The sequence below is a fragment of the Paenibacillus sp. UMB7766-LJ446 genome, assembly GCF_030226665.1.
In the GTDB taxonomy this organism is placed as follows: Bacteria; Bacillota; Bacilli; order Paenibacillales; family Paenibacillaceae; genus Paenibacillus; species Paenibacillus vandeheii.
The window spans coordinates 609,862-630,091 of the sequence record NZ_JASOYM010000001.1 but is presented as its reverse complement, the minus strand read 5'-3'; the positions used below and the strand labels follow the sequence as shown (position 1 = coordinate 630,091).

23 protein-coding genes and 1 pseudogene are annotated in these 20,230 nt (G+C 45.6%); 22 read left to right on the top strand and 2 right to left on the bottom strand.

Annotated features, from left to right (window positions below; all coding sequences use genetic code 11):
- Positions 1 to 175: 175 nt before the first annotated feature.
- The 13 genes and pseudogenes from QP794_RS03065 (at position 176) to QP794_RS03005 (ending at position 8,864) form a co-directional block, all read left to right on the top strand.
- Positions 176 to 733 carry a DJ-1/PfpI family protein gene (locus tag QP794_RS03065; protein WP_285074839.1) on the top strand — a complete coding sequence of 186 codons (558 nt, stop codon included), beginning with the start codon at positions 176 to 178 and terminating at the stop codon, positions 731 to 733.
- 40 nt (positions 734 to 773) lie between these two features.
- Positions 774 to 1,295 (top strand): hypothetical protein, encoded by a 522-nt coding sequence (locus QP794_RS03060; protein ID WP_285074837.1) that lies wholly within the window; start codon positions 774 to 776, stop codon positions 1,293 to 1,295.
- Between the two features lie 82 nt (positions 1,296 to 1,377).
- The gene (locus QP794_RS03055) at positions 1,378 to 2,268 is read left to right on the top strand and encodes a TIGR01777 family oxidoreductase (protein WP_285074836.1); all 891 of its coding nucleotides are present in this window, start codon (positions 1,378 to 1,380) and stop codon (positions 2,266 to 2,268) included.
- Positions 2,269 to 2,587: 319 nt separating this feature from the next.
- Positions 2,588 to 3,094: pseudogene (locus tag QP794_RS03050) on the top strand (SDR family NAD(P)-dependent oxidoreductase); the annotation flags it as partial.
- Positions 3,095 to 3,132: 38 nt separating this feature from the next.
- A complete protein-coding gene (locus QP794_RS03045) occupies positions 3,133 to 3,255 on the top strand; it encodes a hypothetical protein (protein WP_256984806.1) in 123 nt (40 codons plus the stop codon).
- A 20-nt stretch (positions 3,256 to 3,275) separates the two neighbouring features.
- Complete coding sequence (locus tag QP794_RS03040) at positions 3,276 to 3,857, top strand: DJ-1/PfpI family protein (RefSeq protein WP_285074835.1); 582 nt, start codon at positions 3,276 to 3,278, stop codon at positions 3,855 to 3,857.
- On the top strand, positions 3,854 to 4,435 hold the full coding sequence (locus tag QP794_RS03035; protein ID WP_285074834.1) for a GNAT family N-acetyltransferase: 582 nt from the start codon (positions 3,854 to 3,856) through the stop codon (positions 4,433 to 4,435). The genes QP794_RS03040 and QP794_RS03035 overlap by 4 nt, the downstream gene beginning before the upstream one ends.
- Positions 4,432 to 5,316, top strand: coding sequence for a serine/threonine-protein kinase (locus QP794_RS03030; RefSeq protein WP_285074833.1), 885 nt, complete (start codon positions 4,432 to 4,434; stop codon positions 5,314 to 5,316). The genes QP794_RS03035 and QP794_RS03030 overlap by 4 nt, the downstream gene beginning before the upstream one ends.
- Positions 5,317 to 5,573: 257 nt before the next feature.
- A complete protein-coding gene (locus QP794_RS03025; RefSeq protein WP_285074832.1) occupies positions 5,574 to 6,242 on the top strand; it encodes a GNAT family N-acetyltransferase in 669 nt (222 codons plus the stop codon).
- A 79-nt stretch (positions 6,243 to 6,321) separates the two neighbouring features.
- Positions 6,322 to 6,807, top strand: coding sequence for a GNAT family N-acetyltransferase (locus tag QP794_RS03020; RefSeq protein ID WP_285074831.1), 486 nt, complete (start codon positions 6,322 to 6,324; stop codon positions 6,805 to 6,807).
- Positions 6,808 to 6,811: 4 nt separating this feature from the next.
- On the top strand, positions 6,812 to 7,201 hold the full coding sequence (locus tag QP794_RS03015; RefSeq protein ID WP_285074830.1) for a hypothetical protein: 390 nt from the start codon (positions 6,812 to 6,814) through the stop codon (positions 7,199 to 7,201).
- Between the two features lie 254 nt (positions 7,202 to 7,455).
- Positions 7,456 to 8,286 carry a glutamate racemase gene (murI, locus tag QP794_RS03010; RefSeq protein ID WP_285074828.1) on the top strand — a complete coding sequence of 277 codons (831 nt, stop codon included), beginning with the start codon at positions 7,456 to 7,458 and terminating at the stop codon, positions 8,284 to 8,286.
- A gap of 26 nt (positions 8,287 to 8,312) precedes the next feature.
- Positions 8,313 to 8,864 carry a histidine phosphatase family protein gene (locus QP794_RS03005; protein WP_285074827.1) on the top strand — a complete coding sequence of 184 codons (552 nt, stop codon included), beginning with the start codon at positions 8,313 to 8,315 and terminating at the stop codon, positions 8,862 to 8,864.
- Positions 8,865 to 8,933: 69 nt separating this feature from the next.
- Here QP794_RS03005 and QP794_RS03000 read toward each other — a convergent pair whose 3' ends face one another.
- The gene (locus tag QP794_RS03000) at positions 8,934 to 9,296 is read right to left on the bottom strand and encodes a DUF423 domain-containing protein (RefSeq protein WP_024628282.1); all 363 of its coding nucleotides are present in this window, start codon (positions 9,294 to 9,296) and stop codon (positions 8,934 to 8,936) included.
- Between the two features lie 68 nt (positions 9,297 to 9,364).
- The gene (gene coaA, locus QP794_RS02995; RefSeq protein WP_285074826.1) at positions 9,365 to 10,294 is read right to left on the bottom strand and encodes a type I pantothenate kinase; all 930 of its coding nucleotides are present in this window, start codon (positions 10,292 to 10,294) and stop codon (positions 9,365 to 9,367) included.
- Positions 10,295 to 10,488: 194 nt separating this feature from the next.
- Here coaA and QP794_RS02990 point away from each other — a divergent pair, with 194 nt between their 5' ends.
- From QP794_RS02990 to QP794_RS02950, 9 genes are all read left to right on the top strand, one after another.
- Positions 10,489 to 11,274 (top strand): DUF3891 family protein, encoded by a 786-nt coding sequence (locus tag QP794_RS02990; RefSeq protein WP_285074825.1) that lies wholly within the window; start codon positions 10,489 to 10,491, stop codon positions 11,272 to 11,274.
- A gap of 174 nt (positions 11,275 to 11,448) precedes the next feature.
- The gene (locus QP794_RS02985) at positions 11,449 to 11,964 is read left to right on the top strand and encodes an NUDIX domain-containing protein (protein ID WP_483311864.1); all 516 of its coding nucleotides are present in this window, start codon (positions 11,449 to 11,451) and stop codon (positions 11,962 to 11,964) included.
- A gap of 29 nt (positions 11,965 to 11,993) precedes the next feature.
- A complete protein-coding gene (locus tag QP794_RS02980) occupies positions 11,994 to 12,362 on the top strand; it encodes a YybH family protein (RefSeq protein WP_285075198.1) in 369 nt (122 codons plus the stop codon).
- A gap of 172 nt (positions 12,363 to 12,534) precedes the next feature.
- Positions 12,535 to 12,954: a GNAT family N-acetyltransferase gene (locus tag QP794_RS02975; RefSeq protein ID WP_350338838.1), complete on the top strand. Its 420-nt coding sequence runs from the start codon at positions 12,535 to 12,537 to the stop codon at positions 12,952 to 12,954.
- Between the two features lie 176 nt (positions 12,955 to 13,130).
- Positions 13,131 to 13,649, top strand: coding sequence for a GNAT family N-acetyltransferase (locus tag QP794_RS02970; RefSeq protein ID WP_285074823.1), 519 nt, complete (start codon positions 13,131 to 13,133; stop codon positions 13,647 to 13,649).
- Complete coding sequence (locus QP794_RS02965; protein ID WP_024628288.1) at positions 13,646 to 14,020, top strand: cupin domain-containing protein; 375 nt, start codon at positions 13,646 to 13,648, stop codon at positions 14,018 to 14,020. The genes QP794_RS02970 and QP794_RS02965 overlap by 4 nt, the downstream gene beginning before the upstream one ends.
- A 130-nt stretch (positions 14,021 to 14,150) precedes the next feature.
- Positions 14,151 to 14,594, top strand: coding sequence for an NUDIX domain-containing protein (locus tag QP794_RS02960; RefSeq protein ID WP_024628289.1), 444 nt, complete (start codon positions 14,151 to 14,153; stop codon positions 14,592 to 14,594).
- Positions 14,595 to 14,934: 340 nt separating this feature from the next.
- A complete protein-coding gene (locus QP794_RS02955; protein ID WP_285074822.1) occupies positions 14,935 to 16,221 on the top strand; it encodes an S-layer homology domain-containing protein in 1,287 nt (428 codons plus the stop codon).
- A 624-nt stretch (positions 16,222 to 16,845) separates the two neighbouring features.
- Entirely contained in the window at positions 16,846 to 19,920 is a 3,075-nt protein-coding gene (locus QP794_RS02950; protein WP_285074821.1) for a DUF5704 domain-containing protein, read from the top strand.
- Positions 19,921 to 20,230 lie beyond the last annotated feature (310 nt).

Genomic DNA, 20,230 nt, shown 5'->3' with positions numbered 1-20,230 from the left:
AGATCATTTTATGTGAAATAGAAGAGCAGGATCAAAAAACATTTTATCCTGCTGTGGGATTCAAATGATGACCATAACGAATTTATGAGAATGAGACCCATGATCATCTGATCAGAAATAACCATCAGACTGCTTTACAACGTTTGCGGACTGGTAAAGAAGGAGTGCAACTGATTTGAAAACATACATACTATTATTTGAAGGATACGTATCATTTGAGATTATGTTAGCCTGCTATTTTATGAAAACCCAAGGAGACATAATGACGGTAGCCGTGGAAAAGGGAATGTTACAGTCATATGAGGGATTTTCAGTTAATCCCTCTGCTCTATTAAATGAGATTGATCCGTCCGAAGTGGATCTTTTCATAATTCCCGGAGGAAATGTTACGGCAGTGCTGCAACGTCCGGACTTGATGAACTTGCTCAAAGAACTTAATGAGCGTAAAACTCCCATTGCAGCGATTTGTGCAGGAACATTGTTGTTGGGCCAAGCCCAAGTATTGGAGAGCAAAACATTTACAACCAATGCTGAATCGGAGATGAGAGCAGTCACGGCACAAGGGGAATATGTGAATCAAGGTGTTGTTGTTGATGGACATATTATTACAGCCAAGGCGAATGCTTATGTGGATTTTGGAATTGAAATCGGTAAAGTTATGAATATATATACAGGCCCTGAAGATCTGGAAGAAACGATTCTAGTATTCAAATATTTCAACGCCAAAGCATGATATAATATACGTCATTAATAGAAGAACGATGTAGGAGTGAATGATCATTACAGCATATAGGTTACCTGCTCTCTATGAGCAAAAGAAAATTTCAGCGCATGACATGGAAGAGATTGTACGTTTGTTGGCACAGGCACCATTATTATATGATGACGGACTGAGCATCCAGGTTCAGGACTTCATGGAAGGATTGGAAATCGAGCTTGAGCATGAGGTACGACTCGCTGTAATCGAGTTGTATGAACTGGCTGTGCAAGCATGCCGCCCCTTCTCTGAGCCATTTGCCTATGAGCAACTTCAGGATGCACTCGGACTACAGGCCGAGCTATGGCAGGAAGAAGTACTGACGCTTGCTGAATGGATGGAATGGTTGGAGCAGATCGGTAAAGGACAAAGAAAACTGCCAGAATACAATTTTACAGCCATGCTGGGGAATCTGCCCGAAGGGTTCATGATTCATGATTTCCATGACGAGCTTCGGTATCAGTTGGAGCAAAACCCAACAAACGCATGGGCGATCGAAGAACGCAATCGCTTATACGCAGCATTGGGCGCAAATTAAAATCAAACAAAACGGTCGCAGACAGTGTTAGTCCATATATAGCGTACTTGCTTTACCCAGTATGGGGAAATGAGGGGATACCGTGAAAAAGGTTGTGTTGGCGGGTGGAACAGGGTTTGTTGGACAGGATTTTGCCCAAAGATTCATGAAGCTTGGTTATGAGGTGCTCATTATCTCACGTCAGCCCGGTCATATAGCCTGGGAAAACCAGGCTGAAATCAATCAGGCACTTGAAGGTGCAGAATTGCTGATTAACCTGGCCGGAAAATCCGTAAACTGCCGTTACACGGACGAGAACCGCAAAATCATTCTGGAATCCAGAACCCAGACAACCCGCATTTTGGGCGAGTCTGTTCTGGCCTGTAGCTACCCTCCTGAACTATGGATTAATTCGAGCACGGCCACAATATATAGACATGCAGAAGATCGCCCCATGACGGAGAAGGAGGGCGAGATTGGCTCCGGGTTCTCGGTGGATGTCGCCAAAGCGTGGGAAAAGGCTTTTTTTGAATTCAGTCTGCCGTCTACGCGTCAGATCGCATTACGGATTGCCATTGTGCTGGGAGAAGGCGGCGTCATGGAGCCACTGACCAATCTGGTCCGTTTTGGCCTGGGTGGATCACAAGGACCGGGAACCCAGCAGTTTAGCTGGATTCATATAGAGGATTTGTTCCGCATGGTGCTCTATGTTCAGCAGCGTCCGCAACTGGAAGGCGTATTTAATGCTTCTTCTCCACATCCTGTAACGAACCGCCAGCTTATGGAGAGTCTGAGGCGGCAGATGGGAGTTCAGATCGGACTTCCTTCGCCTCGCTGGATGCTTGAACTGGGGGCACGATTCATTCGGACCGAAACAGAACTGGTTCTCAAAAGTCGCTGGGTTATTCCCGAAAGGCTTGAACGGGAAGGATTTACGTTCAAATACGATACGCTTGATCTTGCACTGGCCGAGATTTTGAAGCAGGGGAAATAGTGTGCTCATCTATAGAGGTGGCATTCGGTCTGAGTGAGGGTACGAGAATAAGCGCTAACGAACCCTCAACGTCTTAAAAGGCGAATGATTAAGAAATGCCAAGTTTTTAACGAACCACAGCAACTTTATTCCGTTACAAAACGGGCTTCAGAATCTAAAAATAGATCAAATCAGCGAAATAGCATCTCTACATTCGTTACACCTCAGACCTGTACAAAATAGGGCGAATAGCGTGTGCTAGATTCATTAAACCAAAATAACCTTAAAAAGGGATGTCCCCCGTCATGCTCATGACTGATGGGACAGCCCCTTCTGCCATGAAACGAATCTCTTTGGCTTGGTTGCCGTTACGCGTGCGGTCCTGCCTGTCATGCGTGAGCAAAAGCAGGGATTGATCATCAACTTGTCCAGCGTGAGTGGATTGTCCGGTTTTCCGGGTTATGCGCCGTATGCTGCATCCAAATTTGCTGTGGAAGGTTTCACCGAAAGCTTGCGTCACGAAATGTCTTCTTTCGGCGTTCGGGTTGTGTTGGTAGAGCCAGGTGCGTATCGCACGCCTATCTGGAATAAAGGTTTGGGTGAAATCCAAAGGAGCGATGGCTCTCCATATTAAGAGAAGCTGGATGCGATTCTCCGTTATTCCCAGCAGGCTGGAGAGACAGTACCTGATCCGCAGGAAGTGGCCGATCTGATTGCCCGTATCGCACGGATGCGTGCACCAAAGCTTCGTTATGCGCTGGGCAAAGGCTCCCGTTTGCTTATCATCAGCAAATTGCTGCTGCCATGGAAATGGCTGGAGTGGATTATCGCGCGTGGACTGAAATAGGAGCTAAACATGAAAATCAACGCCGGGGGGATTTTTCCATGTTCGAAATTATCGTCGTCATTTTACTTTTGTCGATTGTAGGACTTCTCTTCCGTATTAACAGCAAGCTGCCTGAACGAGATTGGGTAAAAGAAGCGATGGAGCGGGATGCGTCGAAATAAAAACACTGGAGGTCTTTCATATGAAAATCGCTTTTGTTTTGTTTGATGGTTTGACTTTCCTTGATTTTGCAGGATTTTATGATGTCATCAATCGGTTGAATTTTTTTGAACAAACCAAAGGTACGACATGGGAAACATGTGCGATGACTGATCAGGTTACGGACGAATCGGGTTTAACGTTGAAGGTGGACCGGGTGAATCCTAATTTGGCGGAATATGATCTCGTGTTTGTGCCTGGTGGCATGGGAACGCGCAAGCTTCGATTTGATGAGGCTTTTGTGGGCTGGCTGAGGCAGGCCGAGAATGTTCCGTTGAAAGTATCCGTGTGCACAGGTTCTTTGCTGATGGGAGCGGCGGGGTTTTTAACAGGTAAAAAAGCAACGACGCATCCTAATGTCTACGATTTGCTTCAGCCTTATGTTGCCGAGGTGATTCAAACCCGCATTGTAAAAGACGGCAATGTGATTACAGCCGGAGGAGTAGCGACGTCCATTGATCTTGGAATCTATGTCGTAGCTCTGCTTGCAGGAGAGGAAGCCGCAGCGAATGTAAAGCTCCAGATCGATTATCCTTATGACATGCAGGGAGTGGTTGAAGAATGAAGGAAGGTCAAAAGGAGGACATGTTCATCCTTCGCAATATACGCAGAGATGAGGCAGAGCAGTATTGGCCTTTGCGGCTGGAGGCGCTGAAAAATCATCCGGAAGCCTTCGGCGCTTCGTTTGAAATGTCGATTCAGCTTCCCATGAGTGAAGTACAGGAACGTATACATAATGAAGCTGATGATTACATTCTGGGGGCATACACAGAAGAAGGCATCCTCGCAGCAACGATGGGATTCAAACGGGAACATGGGATTAAGCTACAGCACAAAGGTTATATCTGGGGAGTCTATGTCTCACCGCCATATCGTGGATGTGGGCTTGCGTCCCGATTGCTCCGCGAAGTGTTGGATCGGGGAAGGGAACTGGAAGGCATTGAGCAAATCAATCTCAGTGTGGTTACCACGAACGAGTCAGCCCGACGATTGTATGAGCAGTCTGGATTTGAAACCTATGGCATTGAGCGTAATGCGCTGGTCGTTCAGGGAAAGGGTTACGATGAGGCTCATATGACGTACTTTTATGCTGAACGTTTGAATTTAGGCGATGAGCATGTTAAAACAGGTGGTGACATATGACGGAAGCAGTTCAGCTTGAACTTGACGGCATTTCTTTTGAATTAAAAGAACCTCATTCATTTGAGTGGCTTGCGCGCCTGGGTACCGTATTTCGTGTGTTTGATCAGCAGGATTCCGGTAATTTGTCCTTTGGTGTTCTGGGTCAGGACGGAGAGCGGAAATTCGTGAAATATGCTGGAGCACGCACGATCCATGCGGGGGATACAGGGACGCCTGCCGAAGCGATTAATTATCTGAAATCGTCCGTTTCAATATACGAAGATTTGGCACACGACACATTGATTCAATTAAAGGATCATTTTGCAACGGAACATGGTTACGCCTGTGTATTCAATTGGGTGGAAGGGGATTGCCTGCATTCCCATTGGGACTTTCCACCCCCGGCCAAATATGAGGACCCGCGTTCCCCTTATTATCGATTCAAACAGCTTCCGGTAAAGACGCGCATTCAGGCGATGGAGCAGATTTTGGATTTTCATATCGAAGTGCAGCGGAGAGGTTATGTGGCTGTTGATTTTTACGATGGCAGTCTGATCTATGATTTTGACAAGCAAGCGATGAAAATATGCGATATTGATTTGTATCGCAAGGGTTCTTTTGTGAATACGATGGGACGGATGTGGGGTTCATCCCGCTTTATGTCTCCTGAGGAATTTGAGTTGGGTGCGCCAATAGATGGAGTCACGAATGTGTTTAATATGGGAGCAATGGCTTTCTCATTGCTTGGGGGCGAGTTGGATCGTTCGTATGCCAGGTGGGATGGTGGAGAAGCGCTGTACCAGGTGGTTATGCGTGCGGTAGACCCTGAGCGGGCAAGTCGTTATGCGTCGGTTGCTGAATTAGGTGCTGCATGGAAAAAAGCCGTTCTGAAGGATAAATAAGATACACGGAATAGTTGTCTCACTCGTAAAATCCTCTCGTATAATACCCATACGCAATTGTGCACATTGGATTCGTAACTGCATGTAATATACCGTATAATGGAAATTAATGAGGGGGTATTGGCAATGTGCAAATATACGATGTCAGGAATAATACCTGAATTTCAGCAGCATGAAGCTGGAAAAAGAAGTGTAGGTGAACCATTATTGCAGAAACTTGTTCCGCAAGTATGAATCCTATATCGAACCTTTCACCCATGGATATGATGAAAATCCAGGCAGATACACTGTATACGATGGACGATCAGAAACGCCTGGTAAGTATTAATGAACCGGATGGCGGGCAGGCTCCAGCCTTATTTATCGGGATAACTTCTATCGGGCAATGCTCCTATTTTCATGAGCAGTTGCCGTTCACTCTGATTGAGGAGCTAGGCTGTGACACTGAGCTTTCGCTCGATATTGCGAAGCTGATTCGGAGAGTTGAGACATTTAAGCCCGTGAAGAGTGTATGGATGGGCCCGGCTTATGTCTTTCCCGAGAAGTGTGGCGAATGGCATCCAAATGTTCAGATTATAGATAGTCATTGTTCTTTTCTGCTGGCAGAGCATTTTCCTGAATTAATAGAATGTCTACATGAAAAAACGCCCGTTGCCGCTTATGTCATGGAGGATTCAGCAGTTGCTGTATGTTGTTCAGCCCGTGTATCCAAACGGGGTGCCGAGGCAAGTCTCTATACCGCGCCTGGTTTCAGAGGGCATGGTTATGCAGTGGAGGCGGTGAAGTGCTGGCAGCATCATGTTAAAAAGGATGGGCGCATTCCGCTCTATAGTACATCTTGGGACAATGTAGCTTCACAGACTGTTGCCCGTAAGCTGGGACTAACCCAGTTTGGTGTGGATTTCAGCATCACGACTTCGTCATAAAGGATGAATTCATGTATGTTAAATGAATGGCGGCAATCTGCTGCGTTGAAACCCGGAATTATGAGGAGGTGCTGCAGCAATGATTAGGACCTTTGTACAAAAGGACCTGGAATATGTCATTGAAGCGCATATCCGTATCTATCGAGATGAGTATAATTATGATCATAGCTTTGCCGAGTTTATTAAAGATGCCGTAAATGAGTTTAAACGCTCCGGCAATTACGCGAGAGAAATGGTATGGATTATTGAGCTGAATCAGACAGCTTCTGGCTGCATTGGTCTGACTCAATTGGATGAACAGACAGCTCAATTGCGTTGGTTCCTCATTGAACCTGAAGCCCGTAATTGCGGCTGGGGACGCCAGCTTATCGAGCAGGCTGTCCATTTTGCAAGAGAAAAAGGTTATGCATCCATCATCTTATGGACCAACGAGTCTCTGTCGGGGGCACGTAGATTGTATCAATCATTTGGGTTCGAAGTGGTTGAAATCCGAAAACAGGTCCTGTCAGGACAGGAGCTAACGGAACAAAAATGGAAATTGATTCTGGAACAAAGGCAGGAGTGATTCCATGATTCGCAAACGTATTGCGAGCGGCACGGTATTGCTATGTATTGCATGGATGTTGGTAGCTTGCTCGAATCAGACGGAAAGTCAGGACGTAAGCTTGAAGATTGATAGCAACCTTCAGCAAATCCTGAATGGTCCTGAGATGATTCTGACCAGCAGTAATCCAGGTGATTATATTGGTGCTAACACAGAGGCATATGTTCAAATTCTGGATACGGGTGAAGAGGGACTGAACGTTCTAATTCAGCAATTGGAGTCAAGTTCGCACGACGGGCTTAAGGAATGGATCATGGCTCAGGCAAGTACTGAGCTGCTCGGAGAACGTAATCCCGTTGAGCACTGGAAAAGTGGCAAAGACTGGCTCAGACAGTATAATATGAATGTAGAATAATGATAATGACTCATCATCGTTAGTGTATGATTTACAGCGAAAGTAGTGGAGGGAACGGAATCGATTCTGAAGAAGCGGTAGCGTTCGCCTTTGTCTCCGAATTTGCACATTTATAAAATATATCAAAAAAATTTGGAGACAACAGCGATCGAAAGAACGATCCGTAACCGAAACGATCACCGCAGGTCGTCAAGCGTTAACGACTGTGATGACCCGGAATAACATAACTCACCTCCCAGTCATCATGAGCAGGAATGAGAGGTTCCAGGAACCTGAAAGAATACGTTATAGAGGTGAAACCCTTGAAGAAGAAAATTGCATTTTTTGACTCGGGAATCGGTGGTTTAACCGTCTTGCATAAGGCTTTGCATCAATTCCCTGAAGAATCGTTTTTGTATTATGCCGATACATTGCATGTTCCATATGGGACCAAGTCAGCGGATGAGGTTAGAGGACATATTTTCAATTGTGTGGAGGCTATTGTTCAGGAAAATGTGCAAGCGATCGTGATTGCCTGCAATACAGCGACCAGTCTGACCGTGAAGGATTTGCGTGCCAGGTATGATATCCCCGTTATCGGGATGGAGCCTGCTGTGAAACCGGCTGTGGAGATGAATCGAAAAAGCGGCAAAAGGGTGCTTGTATTTGCTACTGCCCTGACCTTGAGTCAAACCAAATATCATGAGCTGGTATCCCGTGTGGATGATCACCACAGTGTCGATTCCATTCCATTGCCTGAACTGGTGGAATGGTGTGAGCAGCTGGATTTTGATCCACAGAAAATTGCGTCGTACTTCCGTCTCAAGCTGGCTGATCTTGATCTGGACTTATACGGTACAGTGGTACTTGGCTGCACGCATTATCCGTTCTACACATCCATTCTTCGTACGGTTCTGCCAGATCATATTCAGATTATTGATGGCAGTACGGGAACGGTTAACCGCTTGAAACAGCTTCTTGGGTTGGCAGATCAACAGGGCATGTGGGCCGAGGATAACGTTACTTTTCTTAGTTCGTCTGGCCGTTTGGAAGACCGGGAGAACATGCATATTGCACTCCAATATCTGGAGAAGCATCGAATGTAAGTTGAATCAACAGGAGGTGAGGGTCGATGCAGTCAATTTATCTCATCCGTCATGCCCAAGCAACCGGGCAAGAACCGGATGCCGAGCTTACAGATGAAGGACTTCGTCAGGCAGAAGAACTTGCTGAGATGTTGGCGGACCACCCTATACAATACATTGTGTCGAGTCCGTGGAGAAGGGCGCTTCAGACCGCAGCGCCACTGGGCAAAACCGTCCTGCAACATATACATACGGATGAACGTCTTCAAGAGAGGGTGCTTAGTACCCTTCATCTGGATAACTGGATGGATGTGCTTGAACGTACATACAAGGACGAAGACTGGATGGAAGAAGGGGGCGAATCTTCACGTTTTGCAACAGCTCGGGGTCTTGAAGTATTGGACGAGTTGTGGCGTCGACCTGAGCATGGCGCGGCTGTGATTACACACGGCAATATGCTGTCTCTGCTCATTCGAAGCCATGATGCATCCTTTGGATTCGAAGAGTGGAAAAGTCTAACTAATCCTGATGTATATGTTCTAGAGAAACAGCAGGGTGATGAAGTCACACACAGCATTCGCCGTATATGGCGAAGATAAACATAAAGAGAGTGCTCCAGCGATTTGTAAGATCGGCTAGAACACTCTTTTCCGTTTACGATGTTGGTTCTACAAAGCGGCAATTAATAACATGATCCAACCGGCCAAGAATGCTACTCCGCCCAGCGGTGTGATCGCACCCAGTTTTCGAACTCCAGTTACACTTAGGGCATACAGGCTGCCCGAGAACAAGAGAATGCCGGCGAATAGCAGCCATCCGGCCAGTATAACAAGAGAAGATTGCTCCAGCTGATCAGCGAGCAGTCCAAGCAGGATGATTCCGAGTCCGTGAGCAAGATGATACTGGACACCGGTCTCGTATATTTTGATCATATCAGCAGACAATCTGCGTTTGAGCGCGTGCGCACCGAATGCTCCGAGGGCAACAGCAAGAAACATCATGATACTTCCGAGTATAACCAGGGTCTGCATGTGTCTTGTCTCCTTTTAAATGGGTATTAAGCAGTACAACAGAATTTGCAGCCAAATTGTTGTTACGTTTACAGTTTGCGCAATTGGATGCGCTGAATGGAATGGTCGGCTTCCTTTTTCAAAATCAGTCTGGCTCGTCCTTTGGTTGGCAGGATGTTTTCGTGCAGATTTTTGGCATTGATATCTTTCCAGATCTGACTTGCCGTAAGAACAGCCTCATCTTCTTCCAGATTGGCGAAACGACTGTGGAAGAAGGAATTCTCATTCTGAAACGCTGTATTGCGCAGCAGCTTGAAACGCTCAATGTACCAGTGACGGATATGCTCCTCTTCCGCATCGATATAGATGGAGAAGTCAAAAAAATCACTGACCAGCAGTGGAGTTTCCTTTTTGACCTGGAGCACATTAATTCCTTCAATAATGAGGATATCCGGCTGACAGATGGCCTTCTCCTCACCTGCAATGACGTCATAGGCAAGATGGGAGTAGACGGGAGCCATCACTTCAGGTTTGCCTGATTTGACATCACCCATAAATTGAATCAGTGACTTGATATCGTAGCTTTCCGGGAATCCCTTCCGGTTCATGATACCTTTCTCTTGCAGCACGGCATTGGGATACAGGAAACCATCCGTTGTGACCAGATCCACCTTGGGATTCCCTTTACCTCTGGCCAGCATAGCCTGAAGCAGACGGGCCGTTGTACTTTTGCCGACGGCAACACTGCCCCCAATACCGATAATGTAGGGAGCGTGATGTGCTTCTTTTTTCAAAAAAGATGCCGTTAAGCGGTTTAGCTCTCGTGAAGCTCCTGCATATAAGTCAATAAAGTGGGTAAGAGGTAGATAAATATCCTCAACTTCTTGAATGGATACCTCTTCATTTAATCCCTTTAGCTGTTCCAATTCCGCTTTCGTTAGTGGAAGAGTGGTCTGATGTTTCTTCAAGTCAGCCCATTCCTTGCGGTTAAACTCGGTGTAAGGAGAGTATAAATTCATGAGATCCCGCTTTCTGTATGTAGTGTTATGTTGGCACAATCTTTAGTGTACCAAATTTCAGGGAACTGACAACACCTTTACATTTGATGCTTCCTTTGTATATTCCCTGAAAGTTGAATGAAAAGCAACTTATAGGAAATTGTAAACCAAATTATGTTAAAGTCAACGTATACCATGCGGGAGGGTGACAGCAAATGATCGTATATGAGAGAGAGCATGATTTTGTTTTGACCGCACAGCATGAGCATGGACTAGTAGCCGGAGAAATGGCTTCCCATTGGAAAACGGAATTGTTAACGGATGAAGCGCATCGGGAAGATCTGATTCTTGCCGCAAGAGAGCATGATCGGGGATGGATTGAACTGGATGCGGCGCCATTCTGGAATGATTATAGTCAGATCCCATATTCTTTTCGTGATTTTCCGCTACGTCCGCGATTTGTATTTTACCGTAAAGGTATTGAAGAGGTTCGTGAGAAAAACCTGTATGCCGGGCTGCTGTGCAGCATGATGTACACAGAATTGTTTCAAAACAATCTGGGTGCTAACACCAATGACGATGAAGACATCAGGGAGTATCTGAATGATGAACGGGAGCACCAGTTACGTTGGGAACAGCAGCTTGGTGGTGGTGAGGCGTTGAAGCTTAGGCTGAAAAATGATGTGGAAATCATGCTTTTCTGTGATCAACTCAGTCTGTTTCTCTGTATGGAGGAGCCGGGCACACCTGCTGCACGTTATGATTTTTTCGCCGAAGGACTCGGCTGTACATTCGATGCCTGTTCAAGGCAACCCATTCATGCCGAGTGGCTCTCCAATGAGAAAGTGGGATTATCTTTTGTGCCGTTTGATGAGGAATTTACGGTTAATATGCCTTACAAATCGGTGCCGAAAGGGAGTATCCGTAAATTCGGTCTGCTGCAGGCTTATCGCCGTGCCGAGTGGAAAGAACGTCGAGTGTTAATTACAGGCATGAGCTGAATATCGCCTATTCCATATCCGGTTTAAACAAAATAGCGCTATGTTTAATGAGGCGGGCTCCCGAACTTTTCCGGTGTCCGTCTTTCGTATGTGTTTATCATTGAAGCAGGAAAATCTATCTTCATACCAGAAATAAATTTCAAGGGATTAGGTTTATATCAGGCAAGCGGGGGGATGAACATGGATACTAGAACTGAAATTCTAACGATGTGTATGGTGTGGGACAAACAGAATGATCAGGTATTATTAATGAATCGACCGGACCGGAAAGGATTTCCGGGATATATTGCTCCAGGAGGAAAAGTCGATTTTCCGGAAAGCATTGTGGATGGTGCCGTGCGAGAAGTTAAAGAGGAAACAGGGCTTGTGGTGAAAGAAATTACATATAAGGGTCTTGATGAATTCTGTGATCCGGAGCAAGGATTGCGTTATATGGTGTTCAACTACCTGGCTACTTCTTTTGAAGGGGAGCTACTGAGCGAACCGCCGGAAGGCGAACTGTTGTGGGTGTCTTTAGGGCAAGCGCTAGAGCTACCCATGCAGGATTGGTTTGCGGAACGTTTGCCGCGTTTTTTTCAAGCAGGGACGTTTGAGCGGAGTGTGATCTGGGAGAAATCAACGGGGCTGACACTGAAAGAGACATTTATGGTGTATGGCGATTCGGTTCTTGAACAGAGTAAAGTGAAATAATTCAAAACGTTCAGGAGGCGGAAAAAATGATGGGATACCAGCATGCATTAGAAAGATACATTGCAGCGACAAATACACATCAGTTTGATGAGGTAACCAAATGGTTATCACCGGATGCCGTATATTGGTTTACGGGAACATCTTGTACTACGCCTGACGACATTCGGGTTTATTTTGAAAACGCTTGGGAGACCGTTAAGGAAGAGGTATATCGTGCAGAAGATGTCATGTGGATTACGACAGGCGAAGAGCATGCGGTCTGTATTTATACCTATCACTGGAAAGGAATGTATCAAGGGGAGCCGGCATCTGGAAAAGGTCGGGCTACCAATGTATTTGTTACAGACATCAACGGAGAATGGAAATTAATCCATGAGCATTTAAGCACGGGTGAGTAACGTGTGGAAGCGGAATAGAACGCTGTGTTTTTATTACAGATGACTTGAATAAGAAGAAAAATGAGGCTGTATTTGAATCTTGTCTCATATGTTATCAGCCAATTTTGTATATTTATATCCAGATATTATGATATAATGAAGTTTACTTTTTAAAAGGAGATAACTTGCTATTATGGGGATTACATTTCGTGAATCGCTGGAGGGAATAGGTATCGACCAACTTAGCGGGAATTTTTTCGAAGGTTGGCCCAGCCCTCCGTCTACGCCTACGTTCCTGAAGATGCTGGAACAATCCTATGCTGTTGAACTGGCTGTTGATGAAGCTACTGGGAATGTAGTGGGCTTTATTCAAGCGATCTCAGACGGAATTCTTAGTGCATACATTCCTCTGTTGGAAGTGCTTCCGGAGTATCAGGGTAAGGGGATCGGGTCAGATCTCATCAAGCGTATGTTCAATCGTCTGGGTGATCTCTATATGATTGATCTTTTGTGCGATAACGAACTTCAGGATTTCTATGAGAAACAAGGTATGCAAAAAGCATCTGGTATGGTGATTCGTCATTATCACAATCAAGCTGGAGTGGTGAATTGAATAGCTAATAGATTTAGGTGAACTAGATGGGTGATATAAAGTCTACAAATGGTTTCGAAGTAACCCGAGGTTATAAAAAGCGAAAAATATCAATTTAGACCCAAACCTTTATAGACGGAATGTTGTTATATATTTGGTGATCTAGCCATACATAGGCTTCTGCAAACGGGACGTAAATGAATATGTACAAGGAAAAGGTGGAGATTGGTGTGAAATTGTCGTTCCGGATTTTGGACTGGGAAGAAGAAAAACCTTATGGGCTTTTATTAATGGCTGATCCGTCCAAAGCCATAGTTGACGAATATCTGAGTCGCGGTGTTTGTTTTATCGCTGAATATGAAGGAGAAATGGTAGGAGAGTTTGTCTTGCTGAAGACGCGTCCAGAGACAGCAGAGATCGTTAATATTGCCGTACAGGAAGAATTACAGGGACAGGGCGTTGGCAAACACATGATCAAGGAAGCGATAGAGGCCGCCCGCAGGCTCGGTTGTCGAACAGTAGAAATTGGGACAGGCAACTCAAGCTTTCATCAGTTGAAGCTGTATCAACGCTGTGGGTTTCGCATTATAGGGGTCGATCGGGATTTCTTTGTGAAACATTATGAAGAAGAGATTATAGAAGATGGCATTCGCTGCGTGGATATGATCCGTTTGGCGCTGGATCTGGAAACCGTTGCGGAGGAGAACAAGAAGTGAAAATAGTTCGACTGAAATCAGAAGATTGTCGCAGCATCACCGCTTATGGTAGTAAGGGAGCGGAGATTACGCCGATACTCCGAAGCACATCAGCTTGTCACGTAGCCCAATTGAAACTGTCTGCAGGTGGAAGTGTGGGTTTGCATCCAGCGGTGGGTGAGCAGTTGTTTCTGGTGCTTGAAGGGGAAGGTTGGGTGGAAGGCGAGACGGGCGAACGGGTAGTAGTCCGATCGGGAGAAGCCGCGTACTGGACGAATGGAGAGAATCACCAATCCGGCTCGGAGACAGGGTTAACTGCATTGTTGATTGAGGGTGAAGAACTAATTGTTCGGTTATCGCTAGAGTCGGGAGACTCTGAAGATAGGGGCTGATGATTTGAGTGTATGGGTCATTGTTATTATGGGAGCGGTATTTGCTCCCTCGTTCTATCAGATGAATAAGCGCATTCGTAGATTGGAAGAGCAAGTCAGGCATCTTTCAGACGAGAGGAAGAACCTTTAAGTGGATCGGTACACACACATGGGGGTATACGGTTTAGTCACTTGGGAGCAAAAGGTCCTGTTAATACGTAAGGCAAGAGGAGCCTATATGGGGAAATGGGATTTGCCTGGAGGAAGGTTGGAGTTTGGTGAGCAACCGGAGTTCGCCCTACATCGTGAGATCGAAGAGGAGACGGGCCTTTCCGATCTACAATTGGTGATTCATTCTGCGGAGTCGAATGTACTAGAGTGGACGGACGAAGGCGAGCCGGAAGAGCTGCACCATATTGGGATTCTGTACGATGTATATTTGACAAGTGAAAGTAGACCCTCTGAGATCAAAAGGGAACCGGATGGCGAAGATTCACAGGGCGCACAATGGTTTACTTTGGAAGAGGTCGGAGCGTTATCGTTGACACCATTTGCAGAGAGTATGATTAAAAATTTTGATAGAAATTTATTTTGATTTGAATTTTAGGACTGGTCAAATGGAACAGAATCGTTTATTCTGTGATAGAAGATTACAAATTTTTCAATTGAATAGGACTGACACCTTAAAGCATAAGGCTATGAATCTGCGGATTCGTGGCCTTTTTTTGTGTTTTTACAGGTGAATTGGGTCTTTGGAAGGGGAGGTTGCATGCCTTGTAGTGATGGGGATTGCTGAAAAATAATACCAAAAGCCTAGATTTGCATGGTAGAATATTGATGATTATGACAAATTTAGGTTTTGGTTTGAAAAGTAGTACGAGCGCTGAAGAAGCAGAAGTTTGCCCCATACTAAGGTACATAGGAGAGTGAGTAGATTGAAGAAACAGATGGGATTAATTGGTAGGAAATCAAAAAGGAACGTATTGATCGTCGGTTTGTTGACGACGGCTTTGATGGCAGGAGCGCTGCTGAACAATGGAACCGTGGGTCTGGTATCTACTGTGGATGCTGCTGCAGGCACGAGTGGAGGGGGCACAACGGCTTCTGCGCTTACGAAGTTCAAAGATATCAAAGGGCACTGGGCGCAAGCTACCATTGTCAAAGCCTATGATAAAAATCTGATTTCCGGCTATCAGGATGGTACATTCCGCCCCAATGCCAAAATCACCCGTGGTGAGTATGCTACACTTCTCAGCCGTGCAACCAGCTGGGAAAAGGTACAAGGAGAGAACCCTTTTGCTGATCTCAAGGGACACTGGTCTGAATCAGCTGTGACACAGTTGGTTGGTCAAGGCTTCATTGATGCTGGTGATTATCCGAAAGGATTCAATCCGAATGCCGAGCTGACACGCTACGAGATGATGAAATGGATTGCGAACGGACTGATCAAATCGGGAACCAGTTTCCAGGATGCTTTTGACGACACTCGAGATACGCTGCTACCTACCCCTGAAGTGAATCGGGGAACGATTCGTGCAGAGCAAATTCCTTATCTCGCACTTGTTCGCGGGACCGGCATTGTCGGTGGATTTGAAGACGGTTCTCTGAAGCCTGCTGATCCAACAACGCGAGCTGAAGTGTCTGCCATTTTGCTGCGTTATATGGATGTGGAAGGTACGGATGCAGGGAAGTACAGTGATCTGAATGAAATGCGTGAGGTTGGCACGACGGGGACGAATTTAACGACGGTTAGTAATTATTTTTATACTAAAAATTCTGTTACGGTTAGTGAACTATCTAAGGGAGATATAAAATTATCTAACAATTCAGGAGTACTCACGTTTCATAGGTTTATAGTAGTGAAGGTTCAAAATGGTAAGCCTCAAGGAGTATATACTAAACTTTTTGTGGAACCCCAAATTTCAAGTGGCAACTACTATTTAACATTTGCTGACCTATCTTTTATATCAAACACTGAAAAAACAGATTTGATAACCTATAGTAGTGGTCTGAATAATGGATTATTAAAGTTTAGAAGATTAGATTTAGACTATGCAACAAAGAACGGATTCACTACCATTCCTAACAGCCCTAAAGAACTCATTACTAAGGGCAAAAAGGTTAGGTTTTGGACTAGATCATCTTTAGATTTCAAAAATGGGACGTATCATATCACTTCTGAGAATATAGGAGAAATGAAAATACAAAATATGTACTATTAGTGAGGTGATTGTACTCTTATGAAAAAACGAATGCGGTTGTCCGTATTCAATTGGTTCAACACATTGATTGTATTCTTGGTCATAAGTTTTGGCGTGGCAGGGCTATCGATGAATAATTCTGTTTATGCTGCAAGCGATACGTACGGTCCAAAGTCAATGAAGAGTCCTGTTTTAAAATCTATTCAAGCTGAAAAAACAATCGGCACCCCCGGCGTTTACTGGTATCAAACCGATGATGGGAGATTTAGAGCAGACCACAGTGGTGGTCCCACATATTCTAATAATGATGGGGGTTGTACTACTCCCTATCCCGCTTTAAAAGAGGTTCCAGATAGTGTTGACTTCTCACGATGGCCAGCGGTTTCTTGGCCCCAATATAATGGCAATAATTTATCGGCCTCGAGTTTCAAGGAAGTTAAAATTAAAAGTGTAGAGTATCAAACAAAACCTGAACAAGAATCTTATACAGGGGTAGGAAGAACGGTTATAGCACCTCCAAGCACAATTGTTGGCATTCGAACTTTAACTGGTGGAAATCACGAGTGGACTCAGAATGATCCATTTGAAAATGGCGGAAAAACAAATGCAGGTTGTATTAAACATAAAGTTGCCTATTTCACTCCGATGGATATCATCTGGGAAGGCGATCTAGAAGAAGAAAAGCAAATTGACGTAACACCAAATTCCACACTAACGGTTGGACAAACCAAACAGATGGAAGCCAAAGTTGAGACGAAAAACTACGGTGCAACGAAATATAGTGAAGGCATCGACGTAAGTCGGCGCGAAGCTGAGACCACCTGGTGGTCATCTGATCCGAGTATTGTGAGCATTGAACCCAAAACAGGAATGGTTAAGGCTGAAAAGCCGGGTACTGCCTTTGTACGTGCAATTTGGAACAACGGTACATATCTCATCTCGGACACTGCGGACATCACGGTAACGTCCGAGCCGGGACTTACAGTGAACCTGCCAAACGCCTGTAAAGCAGACACAGCTACACCGCTGCAAGCTAAAGCTATCCTGACCAAATCAGATCTTTCTGTTCATGAGCTTACCGCTCATTCCAAACTGACCTGGCAAAGCTCCAATCCGGCAGTAGCGACCATAGGTACAGATGGGAAAATGACGATCAAGGGCATCGTCGGCAGTACCACTATCACCGCGCGATTTTTGGACCCTGCCCAGCAGTTGGATGAACAAGGGACGCAGGTGTTAGATGTAAAGGATTGCACAGGCAACGGAGGAGACGGGGGGACTGATCCAGGTAACGGTGGTGGTGTTGTGGGTTGCCCCGTGACCATCAGTCCACCTAATAAAGGAGCGTTGATCGAATCGGCTGCCATGGACCCCTCCGTCCGGGGCGTGCTGAAGGCTGATGAGCGGGGGTCTGAGAAGTTTGATGTCACCCGAGGCATCCCGACTTCTGAAGATCTCTATGCAAATGTCATGGCTAAAGGATACTTGTTCCAGCACCGTTGGGTGAACATGACGGGCACAGTAACTTATACGGTCAACGTAAAAAAGAAGTATCACAAAACATGGACGATTCCGGGCAGAGCCTCGACAGGACCGAATGATCCAGGCACACCTCCAGAACCTAAGGAACTAGACGTTCCTGGGGACAAACCAATGCAGGTCATCCGACAATATAGTTATTGGCAGATTGATAATTTGGAAGTCTATCAGTTAAATCAAGCTACGATATCCAATTATGCACTTGGTGGCTACGGTGGTACAGTAACGCTGACTCCAAACGGATATACACCGCCGACCTTACAATCGGCTAATGATGATGCCATTACCGCACATGTGAAACCTGCACCTTGCAAGGAAATCGATCTTGGCACTGAAACTGTTCCAGGCGGTTCCACTGAACCGGCTACACCAGTCGAAACATCATTGTTCCAATCCAAAGCGGAGGCTGAGGTCAAAGAGAACACTGTAAATAATGACAAGGTCGTGTTTAACGGTGCCACTGTGATGGATCCTGCTCCGATGGATAAGACTGCTCCCCGACCTGGGACAATCCCTCAGCCTAGCATGATCGGTGACAACGTGCTGTACCAAAATCGTTTAACTGTACAGAATACACTGGTCAACATGGCGAACCAATCGACAACGGGCGAGATCGCATATGGCTTGATTCCTGGCAACATTAAAGGCGGGCAGGATCAGAAGTTTTCTATTCAAGGGATCAATTCTGTCACGGTGCATACACCTGTCGTTAACTACGCATGGGTGTCTGATGATCAGCCGCATAACCAAAAAACGGTGCCTGATCCGACCAGTTCAGCGCTCATTTTGGAACGACCGTTTATTGTACGCATTCCGACCTCAGGACAGCATCTGGACGTAAGCAGTTACCCGGGGTATGGCAATAGGGACTACGCCAAGTATTTTCGCATCAAGCAGATTCGTTTCCCCTTTGATGTCTATAACGCCGATAGGAGTCAGTTCATTCCAGCCAAGACCTGGGTGGACATTCCAGTCAATCAACTGGATACCGTTTTCTATCTTCCAGTATGGGTGGATGAAGGACATTACCGAATTGAATTTCGCAATATTGCAGAAAATGCTCCTTCGACATTCACGGAACAGCAGGATGCCAATACGAATCTGACTCATCATGTTGCGTCAGACACGGTTCCGGTAGAGGTTATTGGGCGATTGTATGATTTTCACGTTACGGATATCGCCGATTTTAATTGGGAGAACGTTTTCCGTAAACAGGTGGGGAGTTCGGAGCCGACAGGGGCAAGCTACTGGACAGGACTTAACAGTATTGATGGTGACCCGAGAGGTAATCTGGCACCGTTTGTGTTACCTGTTCGCCCAGGCAGTCATCCTGTGCAGGGTTTCAGTAATGTAGCCGTGAAAACAGGTTACCATGTCAAATTCGACCTGAAAACAAAGGGCAATATGTTTGGCAAACAGGATGGTGTTCGGATTACACCAACGTTCTATTTTGTGAGCAAAGATGGCTCTTCCAGACAAGAAGTCGATTTATACTATCACCGCGGTCAAGAGCGACTTATCCGGATAGGATCGGAAGAGGATCTGGAGAAACGGTTTGTTGTCCTGAACTCGAGGTTGCGTAATGTACCCGGTACGGAATTGGGGGATACGGCGCGTTATCAGTATACTTATGAACTGACCGCAGATGAGCGCAACCAAAATTCGCTCGCTGACTATATGGTTCGGCTTGTAGATCAAACCTCTCACCAGAAGACGTGGGTAGGCCGCTATGATTGGATGATTCTGCCCGCCTCCATTCGTACACTGATTGGACCAAAGGAGGACATTCCTTCCGGTGTTAATGTGGACCGAGCGAATGCGGCGATCCAGCGTTGGTACGGGGAATACAGCCTGCCTGCAGATGTATACGTCGTGCCAAAGGGAACCAATCTCGAATCGCTCGCCAGACAAAATCAACTGGATGAAAAGGCTTCTGTATTTCTGAAGGACGGATATATCGTGGTCAACTTCAATATCGAGACACTTCGGGATGGAAATACAGAAGCTCCACACCTACAATATATTTATGCACCACTAATGAATCAGTGGCAGATGGAAGGTTTCAACAAAAGTCCTGTAGACAGTCAGGGCAGAACTTGGCCTCTGAAGGATGGCGATGTGGTCTTTTACCACGCCGATCAGTCCAGCCGGAACGATTTTCAGTCTCAAGTGCCACATTAGACGACTGACATCAGTGCTGATTGGAACATTCAACAAATCTAAAGTTTGTCCGCCTAAAAACAATAAATCAAAAAAGAAGCCGCCCGGATGCATTTACGCATTACAGGCGGCTTTTGGCTTATAACAATGAATTGCAATAAATGCCCATTTTTTTGTTGAATACCAAACCAATTGGTTAATATTTAACTTGACGGTTTGTTTTTGAACATTATGGACCACAATTCTATATAAAGGAGGATCTGAGGGTACATTTGTGGGTCGCAAATGTTCTAATTATTCGATTCATCTAATTTATGCATCAATTGAACTA

What these genes read in the sequence shown, in the direction of transcription:
- QP794_RS03060 (WP_285074837.1), top strand. Translation starts at nt 774, where the DNA reads ATGATCATTACAGCATATAGGTTACCTGCTCTCTATGAGCAAAAGAAA.
- QP794_RS03045 (WP_256984806.1), top strand. Translation starts at nt 3,133, where the DNA reads ATGTTCGAAATTATCGTCGTCATTTTACTTTTGTCGATTGTAGGACTT.
- QP794_RS03040 (WP_285074835.1), top strand. Translation starts at nt 3,276, where the DNA reads ATGAAAATCGCTTTTGTTTTGTTTGATGGTTTGACTTTCCTTGATTTT.
- QP794_RS03035 (WP_285074834.1), top strand. Translation starts at nt 3,854, where the DNA reads ATGAAGGAAGGTCAAAAGGAGGACATGTTCATCCTTCGCAATATACGC.
- QP794_RS03030 (WP_285074833.1), top strand. Translation starts at nt 4,432, where the DNA reads ATGACGGAAGCAGTTCAGCTTGAACTTGACGGCATTTCTTTTGAATTA.
- QP794_RS03025 (WP_285074832.1), top strand. Translation starts at nt 5,574, where the DNA reads ATGGATATGATGAAAATCCAGGCAGATACACTGTATACGATGGACGAT.
- QP794_RS03020 (WP_285074831.1), top strand. Translation starts at nt 6,322, where the DNA reads ATGATTAGGACCTTTGTACAAAAGGACCTGGAATATGTCATTGAAGCG.
- QP794_RS03015 (WP_285074830.1), top strand. Translation starts at nt 6,812, where the DNA reads ATGATTCGCAAACGTATTGCGAGCGGCACGGTATTGCTATGTATTGCA.
- murI (WP_285074828.1), top strand. Translation starts at nt 7,456, where the DNA reads ATGAGAGGTTCCAGGAACCTGAAAGAATACGTTATAGAGGTGAAACCC.
- QP794_RS03005 (WP_285074827.1), top strand. Translation starts at nt 8,313, where the DNA reads ATGCAGTCAATTTATCTCATCCGTCATGCCCAAGCAACCGGGCAAGAA.
- QP794_RS03000 (WP_024628282.1), bottom strand. Translation starts at nt 9,296, where the DNA reads ATGCAGACCCTGGTTATACTCGGAAGTATCATGATGTTTCTTGCTGTT.
- coaA (WP_285074826.1), bottom strand. Translation starts at nt 10,294, where the DNA reads ATGAATTTATACTCTCCTTACACCGAGTTTAACCGCAAGGAATGGGCT.
- QP794_RS02990 (WP_285074825.1), top strand. Translation starts at nt 10,489, where the DNA reads ATGATCGTATATGAGAGAGAGCATGATTTTGTTTTGACCGCACAGCAT.
- QP794_RS02985 (WP_483311864.1), top strand. Translation starts at nt 11,449, where the DNA reads ATGAACATGGATACTAGAACTGAAATTCTAACGATGTGTATGGTGTGG.
- QP794_RS02980 (WP_285075198.1), top strand. Translation starts at nt 11,994, where the DNA reads ATGGGATACCAGCATGCATTAGAAAGATACATTGCAGCGACAAATACA.
- QP794_RS02975 (WP_350338838.1), top strand. Translation starts at nt 12,535, where the DNA reads ATGGGGATTACATTTCGTGAATCGCTGGAGGGAATAGGTATCGACCAA.
- QP794_RS02970 (WP_285074823.1), top strand. Translation starts at nt 13,131, where the DNA reads ATGAATATGTACAAGGAAAAGGTGGAGATTGGTGTGAAATTGTCGTTC.
- QP794_RS02950 (WP_285074821.1), top strand. Translation starts at nt 16,846, where the DNA reads ATGGATATCATCTGGGAAGGCGATCTAGAAGAAGAAAAGCAAATTGAC.